The organism is Arthrobacter gyeryongensis, assembly GCF_039543785.1.
In the GTDB taxonomy this organism is placed as follows: Bacteria; Actinomycetota; Actinomycetes; order Actinomycetales; family Micrococcaceae; genus Arthrobacter; species Arthrobacter gyeryongensis.
Genome location: NZ_BAABKK010000003.1, coordinates 41722 through 55392, shown reverse-complemented (window position 1 = coordinate 55392; position 13671 = coordinate 41722). Strand labels below are relative to the sequence as shown.

The following is a 13671-nucleotide window of genomic DNA, read 5'->3' as shown; positions in this document are numbered from 1 at the left end:
ACGCTTTTCCGGGGATTTCGCGTCTATGCCGAGTCGTGTTGCCCGTTGAGCCGGCGCGCCACAAGTTGGAAAGTGCGTTTGTCGAGCACGGCACCCTCCCGCCGGACGTCCGCCGGATTGACGCGAACCACCCGGTCTACCTTGACCTCGCTCGGCCGGCCTTGGGGGTCCCAGGAACCGGTGCCGATGTCGACGTAGCCATCTGAACGGCGGCCGTTGTCGTGGTCTTTGCTGGTCAGCATCAGCCCCAGCAGCCACGCGCCGTCGTGCCCTATCAAAAGGACCGGCCGGTCCTTGCCTTGGGAATAATCCTCCTCGTACGGAACCCAGGACCACACGATCTCTCCCGGGTCCGGTTTGCCGTCGGGATTGGGGGAGTACCGCGGCGACACCGCGCCCCGGAAGTCGCCCGGATACGGGCGGGAAAGCTGCCCGACGTCGGTGCTCGCGTTCCGTGTCCGGTTCGACTTCGCCGCGGCCCCGCCTTTCGGGGATCGGCGAGGGGGTGCGCCGGCCGGAGGTCCGATGATCCGTCGAAGGTAGCCCAGGGAGCCTTTGAGGAGTCTGCCAAGCAAGTGTGTGTCCGCTGCCATGGAACCACCGTACTTTCCCTTGCCATGCCAGTGCACAACCGGCGCCGGGTTCATGGGAGACTATTAGTTCAGATATGCGGCATCGGCCGGGATGGTCCAGACCAGTCCGGAGTCCGGCCGTGTGAGTATCGACAGTAAGGACCCTGCGTGTCTCCCATGGCCCGCACCGCACCGGTGCCCGCCGCGACAGATCCGGCCATCATCCGGAACTTCTGCATCATTGCCCACATCGACCACGGTAAATCCACCTTGGCCGACCGCATGTTGCAGTACACCGGCGTCGTTAAGTCCCGCGACATGAAGGCCCAGTATCTGGACCGCATGGATATCGAACGCGAACGTGGCATCACCATCAAGTCCCAGGCTGTCCGCATGCCCTGGGAACTTGACGGCACCAGCTACGCCCTGAACATGATCGATACTCCCGGCCACGTTGACTTCACCTATGAGGTTTCCCGTTCCCTCGCGGCCTGTGAAGGCGCAGTCCTCTTGGTGGATGCCGCTCAAGGCATCGAGGCCCAAACCCTGGCCAACCTCTACCTGGCGATGGAAAACAACCTCACGATCATTCCGGTGCTCAACAAGATCGACCTCCCGGCCGCCCAGCCCGAAAAGTACGCCGCGGAACTCGCGAACCTGATCGGCGGCGACCCCGAGGACGTGCTTCGCGTATCCGGCAAGACCGGCGTGGGCGTGGAGGCCCTGCTGGACAAGATCGTCCGCGATCTTCCGGCTCCTGTCGGCGACCCGGACGCTCCGGCCCGAGCCATGATCTTCGACTCCGTGTACGACACCTACCGCGGCGTGGTTACCTACGTCCGTGTCGTGGACGGCATGCTGCACCCGCGCGAGCGGATCCAGATGATGTCCACCCGTGCCACCCACGAGCTCCTGGAAATCGGTGTCAGCTCTCCGGAGCCCACGCCTTCCAAGGGCCTGGGCGTCGGCGAAGTAGGCTACTTGATCACCGGCGTGAAGGACGTCCGCCAGTCAAAGGTCGGCGATACCGTGACCAACCTGGCCAAGCCCGCTTCGCAATCCCTCGCCGGTTACGCCGATGCCAAGCCCATGGTCTTCTCCGGCTTGTATCCCTTGGACGGCACGGACTATCCCGTGCTCCGGGATGCCCTCGAGAAGCTCATGCTCAACGACGCAGCACTCGTCTACGAACCTGAGACGTCTGCCGCCCTGGGCTTCGGTTTCCGCGTGGGCTTCCTTGGCCTGCTGCACTTGGAAATCACCCGTGAACGCCTCGAGCGCGAGTACAACCTCGACCTCATCTCCACCGCTCCCAACGTTGAGTACGAGGTCACGCTGGAGGACAAGCGGGTCATCCACGTCACCAACCCCAGCGAGTACCCCACGGGCAAGATCTCGGAGGTTCGCGAACCGATGGTGTCCGCCACCATCCTGGCGCCCAATGAGTTTGTGGGCGCCATCATGGAGCTGTGCCAGAGCCGCCGCGGCGTCATGGGCGGCATGGACTACCTCTCCGAAGACCGCGTGGAAATCCGCTACCGCTTGCCGCTGGCCGAAATCGTCTTCGACTTCTTCGACATCCTCAAGTCCAAGACCCGAGGCTACGGTTCGCTGGACTGGAAGGCCGACGGCGAGCAGGTCGCCGACCTGGTCAAGGTGGACATCATGCTCCAGGGTGAGCAGGTTGACGCTTTCAGCGCCATCACCCACCGTGACAAGGCCTACGCCTACGGGGTCATGATGACTGGCAAGCTGCGCGAGCTCATTCCCCGCCAGCAGTTCGAGGTGCCCATCCAGGCCGCTATCGGCTCGCGGATCATTGCCCGCGAGAGCATCCGCGCCATCCGCAAGGACGTCCTTGCCAAGTGCTACGGCGGTGACATCACCCGTAAGCGCAAACTTCTGGAAAAGCAGAAGGAAGGCAAGAAGCGCATGAAGATGGTGGGCCGCGTGGAAGTTCCACAGGAAGCGTTCATCGCAGCCCTGACCACCGACGAATCCAAGGACAAGGCCAAGAAGTAATGCGGCTTTTCGCCCGGGACACCACGGGACAGGCGCGCACTGTAGCGGTGCGCGCAGGACGGGCACGAGGGGAAATCCGTGCCTAGCGTTCTTCCCCTCGGGGATCCGGCACCTGCGGACGGACTCTTGCCGCCGCAGGTGCTCGACGGCGTCGATTCACGAAAGTTTGGACTGTACGTCCACATACCTTTCTGTGCCGTCCGTTGCGGATACTGCGATTTCAACACGTACACAGCCACTGAGCTTGGCGGCGGCGCCTCCCAGGACGCCTACGCGTCCACTGCCATTTCGGAAGTGGAGTTCGCCGTCCGGGCCATGGAAGCCTCCGGGCTGCCGCAACGGCCCCTGAGCACGGTGTTCTTCGGCGGCGGGACGCCGACCCTCCTGCCTGCTGAAGACCTCGCGCGGATCCTGACGGCCGCCGTCGGGCACTGGGGACTGGAAGCCGGGGCCGAAGTCACCACTGAGGCGAATCCGGACTCTGTGACGCCGGAGTCCCTCCAGCTGCTCGCGGATGCCGGCTTTACGCGGATTTCCTTCGGCATGCAGTCGGCGGTCCCTCACGTACTCAAGGTCCTGGACCGTACACACACTCCCAGCCGGGTCCCCTTGGTGGTCCAATGGGCGCGCGACGCCGGCCTCGCCGTGAGCCTCGACCTCATCTACGGCACTCCCGGCGAGTCCATGGCTGATTGGCGGACCTCCCTGGAGACAGCGTTGTCCTACGGTCCGGACCACATCAGCGCCTATGCGCTGATCGTTGAAGAAGGCACGAAGCTGGCGGCACAGATCCGGCGCGGAGAAGTTCCCGGCATCGACGACGACGATCACGCCGCCAAATACGAACTCGCCGATCAGCTGATCAGCGCCGCCGGTCTGGACTGGTACGAGGTCAGCAATTGGTCCCGCACTCCCGAACAGGCGTGCAAACACAACCTAGCCTATTGGCGGGGAGACGATTGGTGGGGCATCGGACCCGGTGCGCATTCCCACATGGGCGGCGTCCGCTGGTGGAACGTCAAACACCCCACGGCCTATGCCAACAGGCTCGGCAGCGGGGTGTCTCCGGCCGCTGGACGTGAAACGCTCGACGCCGGTACCCGGGAAGTGGAACGCATCATGCTGGAGGCTCGGCTCGGCACCGGGCTTCAAGTCGACGCGCTCGACAAGGTGGGCCGCCACGCCGTCGCAGGCCTCATTGCCGACAGCCTGGTTGAGCCTGGTGCGGCCTTCCAAGGACGGCTGGTCCTGACTCTCAAGGGCCGGCTACTCGCAGACGCCGTGGTCCGCCGGATCCTTCCGGACTAGCGCGAGGTGCGGGAGTTACGTACGGACCCGCGAAGACCGGCTACTTGATCCAGCGCAGGTTGAAGCGGTAGCGGTGCGGCTGTCCGTGGTTGACGCGGATTCCGGCTGACACCGAGAAGCATGTCACGGCGACCCAGATTGCGGTGGCAAGGACAGCGAACAGGTTTCCGACGACCGGGAGCAAGACAAGGACGTTGGCGAGCACTGCGGCAATCGTCGGAGGCAAGGTGAAGTTGAGCGCTTCCTTGGACTCCTGTGCCGTGAAGGGGCCGCGTTCGCGGAAGATCAGGTAGATCAGAAGCGAAGGAACGCAGCCAAGGATCCCGCCGAAATGTGCCAGTGTTGCCCACTGCCGGTCTTCCGAGGCGGTCAAGGGCAGCGCGTTGGCAGGAACGCCGTGGTACTGGGACTGGCCCGAGGTGCCATCCCGATCGTCAGGAGCGTTGTCTGCCACAGTATCTTCCTTCGAGTATCAATCGGTGCAGTGTTGCTGTCCCAGAATACTTGCTCGGCACGCGATCAGCCGACCAACTCCTCTGCCCGGGGCGCGCAATCGTCACGGAACAGTCAGGAAATCGATCACTTCTTCCACGCGGCCCAGCAAAGAGGGCTCCAAGTCGGCGTAGCTGTGGACGGCGCCAAGAAGCTTTTGCCAACCCAGCCCTACATCTTCGGCCGTCTCATGCGGCCAGCCGAACGACCTCAGGATGCCGGTCTTCCAATCCGTGCCACGCGCGATGGTTGGCCATTGTTCGATCCCCAACACCTTGGGCCGGATTGCCTGCCAGACATCCACGTAGGGATGTCCCACGATCAGGACGTTTCCCGCGGCGCCCGGCAGTGTCATGGCGTCGGCAGCAATCCGCGACTCCTTCGAATCCGGTACCAAGTGGTCCACGAGGATTCCGAGCCGGCGCCCCGGGCCGGGGGAGAACCCGGCAATGGCCGCTTTGAGATCGTCCACGCCGTGCAAGGGCTCGACGACGATGCCCTCCACCCGAAGATCATCTCCCCACACCTTTTCCACGAGTTCGGCGTCGTGCTTGCCTTCCACCCAGATCCGGCTCGCCTTGGCGACTTGGGCCCGCTGCCCGGCGACGCGGACGGATCCCGATGCCGTCCTGCCTGCTTGCGCCGCGGCATTTGCGGCCGTGGCGCGTGGAGCCGGCGGCACGAGCTTCACCGCTTGTCCCTCCAGGAGGAATCCAAATCCGAGCCGGAACGATTTGGCCTTTCCCCGCCGATCCTCAAGCACCACAATGTGCATGCCTCCGGACTTCTCCACCCTGGTCACGGCCCCGACCCAACCGGACTGCACATCCTCGAGAACCATCCCGCGTTCAACGGGCACCTCAGGCAGTTGCCGTTTGGCAGGCGAGGAGAGGTCTTGCGGGCCCCAATTGTCGTAAGACACGGTCTTCACACCACTTTGCGCTAGGGGGATCGTTGACGGTCCGTGGCATTACCCACGGCCGCGCGGGAATCATGTTCGCCGCGAGCGGTACCAATGCTAACAACGAGGTGGCTCATACTAGACTTGTTAGCACTTGGGCATGTTGAGTGCTAATTATTTAAATGTTGATTGGAGGTGGGCAGTGAGCGAACCACGCAAGCTTGAAGTGTTACGCGCCATCGTGGAGGACTACGTTCACTCCCGCGAGCCCGTCGGCTCCAAAGCCTTGGTCGAACGGCACCATTTGGGAGTGTCGAGCGCCACCATCCGCAATGACATGGCACTTCTGGAAGAAGAAGGCCTCATTGCCGCACCGCACACGAGTGCCGGCCGCATTCCCACGGACAAGGGCTACCGCCTGTTCGTCGACCGCATCTCCGAGGTCAAGCCGCTTTCGGCTGCCGAGCGCCGGGCCATCCATTCCTTGCTTGAGGGACCCGACGACGTTGAGGACATCCTTGAGCGCACCGTCCGGCTCCTCTCCCAACTGACCAACCAGGTCGCCGTCGTCCAGTACCCGCACCTGAGCCGCGCACGCGTCCGGCACATTGAGTTTGTCCTTTTGGCACCGCGCCAGGTCCTGGTGGTGTTGATCGCCGATTCGGGCAAAGTGGAACAGGGCGTTGTGCACGCAGCGACGGACGCCACCGACGAAGAGCTCATGGCCTTGCGCGCGCGGTTCCTTGGAAGCATTGCCGGCTCCCAGCTCGACCTCATGCCGCAAGTCCTGCCCTCGGTGGTTGCCCTGTGCCCGCCGACGCTTCGCAACCTTGCAGGCGCCCTTGCCCACGGCCTGGAAAGGCTTGCCGAACGGAGCCGCGACGAGCGCATGGTCATGGCAGGCACGGCAAACCTGGCCCGCTCCAACGTGGACTTCCCGCTGAGCATCGGTCCGGTCCTCGAAGCACTCGAGGAGCAGGTGGTCATGTTGCGGCTGTTGTCGGATATGGCGGAAGACCCCCGCGGCGTCACGGTGAGCATCGGCCGCGAAAACCCTTATGACGGCCTCTCGGAGGCTTCGGTGGTTGCCACGGGCTACGGTCCGGGCAGCAGCGCCAAGATCGGCATTCTTGGACCCACCCGCATGGACTACCCCAACACCATGGCGGCCGTCCGTGCCGTCGCACGCTACCTTTCCCGCATTCTGGGCGGCTGACAGCCTCGGCTGGAAGGCGCCTCGCAAGAAACGCAGTGGAACCGTAAACAAGGAAGAGATACCGACTTTGAGCAGTCACTATGACGTTCTGGGCGTCTCGCCGGAAGCAACCGGCGAGGAGATCAAAAAGGCCTACCGCAAACTCGCACGTAAGCTGCACCCCGATGTGAACCCCGGGGCCGGCGCAGCCGAGGAATTCAAGGCGGTGACCCACGCTTACGAGGTCCTCTCCGACCCCCAGAAGCGCCGCGTCTACGACGCCACTGGCAACGAGAACGGGACCGACAACGGTTTCGGCGGAGGATACGCGGGCCAGGGATTCGCATTCCAGGACATCTTCGATACCTTCTTCGGCGGAGGAGGTGGCGGCATGCAGGGCCCCGCATCACGTATGCGCCGCGGGCAGGACGCCCTGATCAGCGTTCGCATCGACTTGCGTGAGGCCGTTTTTGGTGTCAACAAGAAGCTTGAGGTGGACACCGCTGTCATCTGTCCCACGTGCGAAGGCTCATGCTGCCGTCCGGGCACCCACCCGGAGCGCTGCGACATCTGTGGCGGCTCGGGCCAGGTCCAGCGGGCTGTGCGCTCGATCCTCGGCCAGGTCATGACAGCCGCACCGTGTGGATCGTGCGAAGGTTTCGGCTCGATCATCAAGGATCCTTGCAATGAGTGCAACGGCCAGGGCCGCGTCCGCAGCCGCCGTTCACTGACCGTCAAAGTGCCTGGCGGCGTCGCTACCGGGACACGCATCCAGCTGTCGTCGCAAGGCGAAGCAGGTCCCGCGGGCGGTCCTCCCGGTGACCTCTACGTGGAGATCCGGGTCAACAGTGACTCCACCTACATCCGCGAAGGCGACGACCTTCACGCCACGCTGAGCGTTCCGATGACTGCCGCGGCACTGGGTACCGAGCTGCAGCTTGAGACTTTCGACGGGCTCCAGGAGATTGACGTCAAGTCCGGCACGCAGTCCGGCGAAGTCATCACCCTGCGTGGACTCGGCGTCACCCATCTCCGCGGCTATGGCAGGGGAGACCTCAAGGTGCACCTGCACGTTGAGACGCCCGGCAAGCTCGACGCCGCACAGGAAGACCTGCTTCGCCAACTGGCGAAATTGCGCGGAGAGCAGTTCACTGAGGGCAAGCTTGTGGCCAGCGGCGGTATGTTCGCGAAGCTGCGGGACAAGCTCGGTAACCTATAGCGGTGAGCAACCCCGTATTCTTCACAGCAGCCGGAACGCTTGACGGGCTCGGCCCTGGAGACACTTTCGTGCTCGACGGCGCCGAAGCCAGGCACGCTGTCACCGTCAAGCGCCTGGAAATCGGCGAAGCCGTCGATATTGCCGACGGTGCCGGAAAACGGCTCACGGGCACCGTGACCGAATCCGGGCAGGGAACCTTGACGGTCCTTGCCACCGCTGTCCAGGAGGAGTACCAACCAACCGTACGGCTCGTGTTGATCCAGGCCCTCGCGAAGGGCGACCGTGACGAACTTGCTGTCGAGACGGCAACGGAACTCGGGATCGACGCCGTCGTGCCCTGGCAGGCGGAGCGTTCCATCGTCCGTTGGAAGGGTGAGCGGGCCGCCAAAGCCCACGCGAAGTGGCAGTCCGTCGCCACGGCAGCCGCCAAGCAGGCGCGGCGCGCCTGGATTCCCGAGGTGCGTGCCGCCGTCGACGGCTCCGGCCTGGCTGCGGCGGTTGCCGCGTCTGACTTGGCGATCATCCTGCATGAGGACGCGAAACGTCCGCTGCGGGATGTCCTGGAGAAGTGGCAGGCCGAGGTTTCCGACGCGGATACCGGAGCGGGTCGGGAAGTCCTGCTCATCGTCGGCCCGGAGGGTGGCATTTCACCGCGCGAAGTGACGAAGCTCAGCGACGTTGGCGCGGTCACCGCGCTCTTGGGCCACCACGTGCTTCGCTCGTCGACGGCGGGACCCGCCGCCGTCGTGCTGGCCAGTGACATTCTGGGGCGCTGGTAGCCTGCAGCGCCCGTCCTGGATCAGCGCACGTCCTCAGCGAACGCTGAAAGCGCGCGTATCCGTCGCGACGTCGGCGTCGTTGGGTCCTACCAAGGAAACCCGCAATTCATAGCGGCCCGCTCCGAGCCCCACTGTGAGGTTGAAGGCTCCACCTTGTCCGGGAACGGTAGAAGCAGTGGTCTGCCCAGCGAGGTAGGAGGACTTGTCGCCGTTTGAGTTCTCGCGGAGGATTTGCCAATGCAGTTTCTTCGAGGGGTCCGTGCTCCGGCCGTTGAACTTGACGGGACCGGCAGGCAAGGTCAGATCCTCTTGCGGGTCGATGATCCACACCGGCGCCACCATGGATGCGTCGCGGACCATCGGATCGCCCAGTTTGACCTGCCCGAATGCCATGTAGTCCGTGTGCCCGTCCACCAGGATGGTCACCTTGATCTGCTGTCCTGAATCGATCAGCCCTGAACTCGCGGCCGCTGCGGTGGCCGTATAGACGAGTTCCTGGACCGCCCGCTGTGCCATCCCGGCGTCGAGATTGGAATTGAACGCGTCACGGGAAACATCGACAGTGACGACGTTCTTACCGGAAATCGAGGTCGCCAGGCTGCCTGGGTTCTGCCACGGCGTGAAGAAATCGTGATCCAACGGCTTCTGGGACATCATGATCCGCAGGGCCGTGGTGATGGGGTTCTCGTTGCCAGGGTTGTCACGGAATTCGCGGTACAGGAAGGTTTCCGTGTCGCTACGCCCGATCCAGTACACGGGGATCTTGTTTGAGGCCTGGGTTGTCTCGAGCGGAGCATTGCTGTCCGGCACCGTCTGCAGCGCAACTGTCGGGGTGGGGATCGGAGTCGTGGATCCCTGTCCTGTGCGATCGGCAATGCAGCCCGACAGGAACAAGGCAGCCGTCAAAGCGGTCACAAGCATCGCGGAGCGTTTCCGGATGCGTGTGCCGTGTGGAGTGACGGCTGGCCTGGTGATGGTGGATTCCTGCTCGTGTTCGGCCGCGGTGGTGCGGGGGAGGCATGCGCCCGGTGGCCGGGCACAGGGGCATTTTGCCCATGAATCAGCTTGTCACAGTCTCCTGGGCCCCGGCTGGCGTTTCGATACCCCGGCGGCCAACTGCAATCCGATTGATACGAGGTCGATGCCGAGTTGATACCAAAGCGGCATGGATCGGCCGCCCGCAGCCCCGCCGGGCACGGCCCGGAACCACCCCGGAGACTGGCTGGCGTAGGATTGAAAGCAATCCGAGGCCCGCGATCGTGCGCCCATCCAGCAGACGGACATCGGAGAAAATCGATGGACATCACCAAGCCGGAGGAGCAGAGGCCGCAAGGCCAGCACTATGACAGAATCATTGAACGGGCGGCCCAAGGCCGGCAGCGTTGACACAGGTCCGGCCGAGTTCCCACACTCTGTCCCGGGCGCCCGGACGGAAGTTGTCATCTTTGACAACTCGGATCAGATGGTTCAGACCCTTGGTAGCCATGACGAGGCGTTGCGCTACATCGAAGCCCAGTTCCCCGGCGTCGACTTTCATGTGCGCGGCAACGAGCTCTCCTTCAGCGGACCGTCGAGCGATGTTCCCCGGATTATGCGGCTTCTGGAGGAAGTCCGCGGCCTGGTCGGCAAGGGGACGGTCATCACCCCGGACGTGCTCCAGCAACTTGTGTCCTTGTTGCGCAGCCAGTCCCTGCAAAACCCCGTCGAAGTCCTGACCCACAACATCCTTTCGAGCCGCGGGCGCACCATCCGCCCCAAAACGCTCAACCAGAAGAACTATGTCGACGCCATCGACGACAACACCGTGATCTTCGGGATCGGCCCTGCGGGCACGGGCAAAACTTATCTGGCCGTCGCCAAGGCTGTTCAGGCACTGCAGCTCAAGGAAGTCAGCCGTATCATCCTGACGAGGCCGGCCGTCGAAGCCGGAGAGCGCCTCGGCTTCCTGCCGGGGACGCTGAGCGACAAGATCGATCCGTATCTGCGCCCTTTGTACGACGCATTGCACGACATGATGGACCCGGAATCGATCCCGCGGCTCATGGCCGCCGGGACCATTGAGGTAGCACCGCTCGCCTACATGCGTGGCCGCACGCTCAATGACGCGTTCATCATTCTTGACGAGGCGCAGAACACCACCGCGGAACAGATGAAGATGTTCCTGACGCGGCTCGGCTTCGGTTCCAAGATGGTTGTCACGGGTGATATCACCCAGGTGGATCTGCCCTTCGGCGCCACCTCGGGTCTGCGCATCGTCCAGGAAATCCTCAACGGAATCGACGGCGTGAACTTTACGATGCTGGACGCGTCCGACGTCGTCAGGCACCGGTTGGTCGCCGACATCGTGATCGCGTACAGCAAATGGGATGAAAAGCACCGGGCTCGTGTCCAGCACACGCCGATCCACGACAAACGGGGAGAACACAGATGAGCATCGAGGTCAACAACGAGTCCGGCGTCCAGGTGGACGAGGCACAATTGGTGACGCTTTCACGCTTCATCTTCGAGCGGCTCTACATTCACCCCCAGGCCGAACTTTCCATCCTCCTGGTGGATGAGCCTGCCATGGAAAAGCTCCACATCGAGCTCATGGACGAACCCGGCGCTACGGATGTCTTGTCTGTTCCGATGGATGAGTTGACGCCGGGAACACCTGGTAAGCCTGCTCCGCAGGGCATGCTCGGCGACATCGCCATCTGCCCGCAAGTGGCCGAGGTGCAAGCCCGCAACGCCGGTCATTCGACACAGGATGAAATGCTCCTGCTCTGCACGCACGGGATCCTTCACCTGCTCGGTTTCGACCACGCCGAACCGGAGGAAAAGGCCGAGATGTTCGGCTTGCAGCGTGAGCTGCTGTCCGCGTTCCTTGGCAAGGACGCCCCCATGGAGACCATGCTGTGACCTCGCTCATCCTGGTCGGGATGGCGTTGGTGTTCCTCAGTTTCGTCGCCCTGCTGACCGCGGCTGAGGCTGCCTTCACCTTCCTGCCGCGGCACGACGCCGAGCAAGCCATCGTCAAGAGCCGGGGGAATGCGCTTCGCAGCATCCTCGCGCAGCCTATTGCGCACATCCGGGCGCTGCGGTTCTGGCGGGTCTGGTTCGAGATGGCGGCAGCGGTGGCCGTCGCCGTCGTCATGCATAGCCTCCTCGAGAACGTCTGGCTTGCCGGTTTGGCAGCGACGGGCATCATGGCCGTCATTGGCTTCGTTCTGGTGGGCGTTTCGCCCCGTCAACTCGGACGCGCCCACTCTGGCGGCGTGGTTCGCTACTCTGCCCCGCTCATCAGGTTCCTGTGCTGGATCCTGGGTCCCATTCCCGGTTGGCTCGTGAGGATCGGCAGCGTGGTGGCACCCGGTGCGCCCAGCGGCGATGAAGCTTTCTTCAGCGAGGAAGAATTCCGTGAACTCGTCGACAGGGCCACGGAATCCGACATGATCGAGGACAGCGAGGCCGAACTCATCCAGTCGGTCTTCGACTTCGGAGACACGCTGGTGCGCTCGGTGATGGTTCCTCGAACGGACATTGTGAGCATCGAGTCCGGATCCAGCCTGGAGCAGGCCATGGCCCTGTTCCTGCGCTCCGGATACTCAAGGATCCCCGTTATCGGCGAGAATGCGGACCAGATCCGCGGCATTCTCTATTTGAAGGACGTCGCTGCCGCGTTGCACCGCCCGGAACAGCCATCAGTGCGCCAGGACGTTGATGCCATAGCCCGCGAGGCCCGTTTCGTTCCCGAATCAAAGCCTGTCAGCGACCTCCTCAGCGAGCTCCAGCAAGAGTCCACGCATGTGGCCGTAGTGATTGACGAATACGGCGGCACGGCAGGGCTGGTGACCCTCGAGGACCTCATCGAGGAAATCGTGGGGGAGATCGTGGATGAGTACGACTCCAACGATGCGGAAGTCACTGACTTGGGTGATGGCACGTACCGCGTCAGTTCACGGATGAGCATCGATGACCTCGGCGAGCTATTCCACATTGACCTCGACGACGACGAAGTGGACACAGTGGGCGGCCTCCTGGCCAAAACCCTGGGCAAGGTGCCGATCGTAGGCAGCGCAGTGATGGTGGATGGGATCTCCTTGAAAGCCGATAGGCTGGAAGGCCGGCGAAACCGGGTCAGCCATATCATTGCGGCAGCCATTCCAAAAGAAGACACTGACCTTGAAGACCTTCTCGACGAGGCCGACACAACGCAACAGGGAGTTCCACGTGAGCAAGCACAATAAGAAGTTCGACGCCGATCAGGACTTCGGCGGCTTCCACGCGGGTTTCTCGGTTCTTGTGGGCCGTCCCAATGCCGGCAAGTCCACCCTGACCAATGCTTTGGTTGGCCAGAAGGTGGCCATCACCTCGGCAAAGCCGCAGACCACGAGGCACACGATCCGCGGCATTGTCCATCGGGAGAACGCACAACTTATCCTCGTGGACACTCCTGGCCTGCACCGCCCGCGCACCCTCCTTGGCAAGCGGCTCAACGATCTCGTCGCGGACACCCTCTCCGAAGTGGACGCCATTGGTTTCTGCCTGCCCGCCAACGAAAAGATCGGACCGGGCGACAAATACATTGCAGCCCAGCTCGCCGCCGTCGGGCGCAAGCCGATCATCGCACTTGTCACCAAGACCGATCTGGTGGACCGCCAGGCCTTGACCGAACAACTCCTGGCTGTAGCCGCATTGGGCCGCGAAGTCCTCGGCGAACAAGGCTGGGCCGATATCGTTCCGGTTTCCGCGACCGACGGCTTCCAGGTCAGTACGGTCGCCGACGTCCTCATAGGCCACATGCCTCCTTCTCCTCCCCTCTACCCGGACGGCGAACTCACCGATGAACCGGAGGCCGTCATGGTCGCCGAGCTTATCCGGGAAGCAGCCCTGGAAGGCGTCCGGGACGAGCTTCCGCACTCGTTGGCTGTGGTGGTGGAGGAAATCCTGCCCCGCGAAGGCCGCTCCGAAGACAACCCGCTGCTCGACGTGCGGGTCAATTTGTACGTTGAACGCCCCTCCCAGAAGGCCATCATCATCGGCAAGGCCGGAAGCCGGCTGCGCGAGGTCGGAACGAACGCCCGCAAGGGCATTGAGGCCCTTTTGGGAACCAAGATCTACCTCGACTTGCACGTCAAAGTGGCCAAAGACTGGCAGCGCGACCCGAAGCAGCTCGTGAAGTTGGGATTCTAACCGCTGGG

General features: G+C 63.2%; 13 protein-coding genes. 9 read left to right on the top strand and 4 right to left on the bottom strand.

What is annotated here, in order from left to right; translation table 11 throughout:
• Window positions 1-23 precede the first annotated feature (23 nt).
• Window positions 24-593, bottom strand: a complete 570-nt coding sequence (locus ABEA18_RS01895; RefSeq protein ID WP_345447498.1) for a type II toxin-antitoxin system PemK/MazF family toxin — start codon at window positions 591-593, stop codon at window positions 24-26.
• Between the two features lie 147 nt (window positions 594-740).
• On the opposite strand from ABEA18_RS01895, the gene lepA reads away from it, so the two are divergent.
• Complete coding sequence (gene lepA, locus ABEA18_RS01890) at window positions 741-2594, top strand: translation elongation factor 4 (protein ID WP_345447495.1); 1854 nt, start codon at window positions 741-743, stop codon at window positions 2592-2594.
• A gap of 78 nt (window positions 2595-2672) precedes the next feature.
• Window positions 2673-3902 (top strand): radical SAM family heme chaperone HemW, encoded by a 1230-nt coding sequence (gene hemW, locus ABEA18_RS01885; protein ID WP_345447492.1) that lies wholly within the window; start codon window positions 2673-2675, stop codon window positions 3900-3902.
• 40 nt (window positions 3903-3942) lie between these two features.
• Here the strand turns inward: hemW and ABEA18_RS01880 are convergent, their stop codons facing one another.
• Complete coding sequence (locus tag ABEA18_RS01880) at window positions 3943-4356, bottom strand: DUF4870 domain-containing protein (protein ID WP_345447489.1); 414 nt, start codon at window positions 4354-4356, stop codon at window positions 3943-3945.
• Between the two features lie 102 nt (window positions 4357-4458).
• Complete coding sequence (locus ABEA18_RS01875; protein ID WP_345447486.1) at window positions 4459-5316, bottom strand: DUF3097 domain-containing protein; 858 nt, start codon at window positions 5314-5316, stop codon at window positions 4459-4461.
• Window positions 5317-5497: 181 nt separating this feature from the next.
• Between ABEA18_RS01875 and hrcA the strand changes: the two genes are divergently transcribed.
• From hrcA to ABEA18_RS01860, 3 genes are all read left to right on the top strand, one after another.
• Complete coding sequence (hrcA, locus tag ABEA18_RS01870) at window positions 5498-6511, top strand: heat-inducible transcriptional repressor HrcA (protein ID WP_236810846.1); 1014 nt, start codon at window positions 5498-5500, stop codon at window positions 6509-6511.
• Window positions 6512-6578: 67 nt separating this feature from the next.
• Window positions 6579-7709: a molecular chaperone DnaJ gene (gene dnaJ / locus ABEA18_RS01865; RefSeq protein WP_345447482.1), complete on the top strand. Its 1131-nt coding sequence runs from the start codon at window positions 6579-6581 to the stop codon at window positions 7707-7709.
• Between the two features lie 2 nt (window positions 7710-7711).
• Window positions 7712-8488 (top strand): 16S rRNA (uracil(1498)-N(3))-methyltransferase, encoded by a 777-nt coding sequence (locus ABEA18_RS01860; protein ID WP_345447480.1) that lies wholly within the window; start codon window positions 7712-7714, stop codon window positions 8486-8488.
• A 33-nt stretch (window positions 8489-8521) separates the two neighbouring features.
• On the opposite strand, the gene ABEA18_RS01855 is transcribed toward ABEA18_RS01860, so the two are convergent.
• Window positions 8522-9409, bottom strand: coding sequence for a GerMN domain-containing protein (locus tag ABEA18_RS01855; protein ID WP_345447478.1), 888 nt, complete (start codon window positions 9407-9409; stop codon window positions 8522-8524).
• A 421-nt stretch (window positions 9410-9830) separates the two neighbouring features.
• On the opposite strand from ABEA18_RS01855, the gene ABEA18_RS01850 reads away from it, so the two are divergent.
• The 4 genes from ABEA18_RS01850 to era are packed head-to-tail and all read left to right on the top strand — an operon-like array spanning window position 9831 to window position 13663.
• The gene (locus tag ABEA18_RS01850) at window positions 9831-10919 is read left to right on the top strand and encodes a PhoH family protein (protein WP_345447476.1); all 1089 of its coding nucleotides are present in this window, start codon (window positions 9831-9833) and stop codon (window positions 10917-10919) included.
• Window positions 10916-11389: an rRNA maturation RNase YbeY gene (gene ybeY / locus ABEA18_RS01845; protein ID WP_236810860.1), complete on the top strand. Its 474-nt coding sequence runs from the start codon at window positions 10916-10918 to the stop codon at window positions 11387-11389. The genes ABEA18_RS01850 and ybeY overlap by 4 nt, the downstream gene beginning before the upstream one ends.
• A complete protein-coding gene (locus tag ABEA18_RS01840; protein ID WP_345447469.1) occupies window positions 11386-12717 on the top strand; it encodes a hemolysin family protein in 1332 nt (443 codons plus the stop codon). Before ybeY ends, ABEA18_RS01840 begins: the two co-directional genes overlap by 4 nt.
• The gene (gene era, locus ABEA18_RS01835) at window positions 12701-13663 is read left to right on the top strand and encodes a GTPase Era (protein WP_345447466.1); all 963 of its coding nucleotides are present in this window, start codon (window positions 12701-12703) and stop codon (window positions 13661-13663) included. The genes ABEA18_RS01840 and era overlap by 17 nt, the downstream gene beginning before the upstream one ends.
• The last annotated feature ends 8 nt before the right edge of the window (window positions 13664-13671 follow it).

Bases quoted from the DNA above. Each gene is read 5' to 3' on its own strand.
- ABEA18_RS01855 (WP_345447478.1), bottom strand. From the start codon at position 9,409: ATGCTTGTGACCGCTTTGACGGCTGCCTTGTTCCTGTCGGGCTGCATT.
- ABEA18_RS01850 (WP_345447476.1), top strand. From the start codon at position 9,831: ATGACAGAATCATTGAACGGGCGGCCCAAGGCCGGCAGCGTTGACACA.
- ABEA18_RS01895 (WP_345447498.1), bottom strand. From the start codon at position 593: ATGGCAGCGGACACACACTTGCTTGGCAGACTCCTCAAAGGCTCCCTG.
- ybeY (WP_236810860.1), top strand. From the start codon at position 10,916: ATGAGCATCGAGGTCAACAACGAGTCCGGCGTCCAGGTGGACGAGGCA.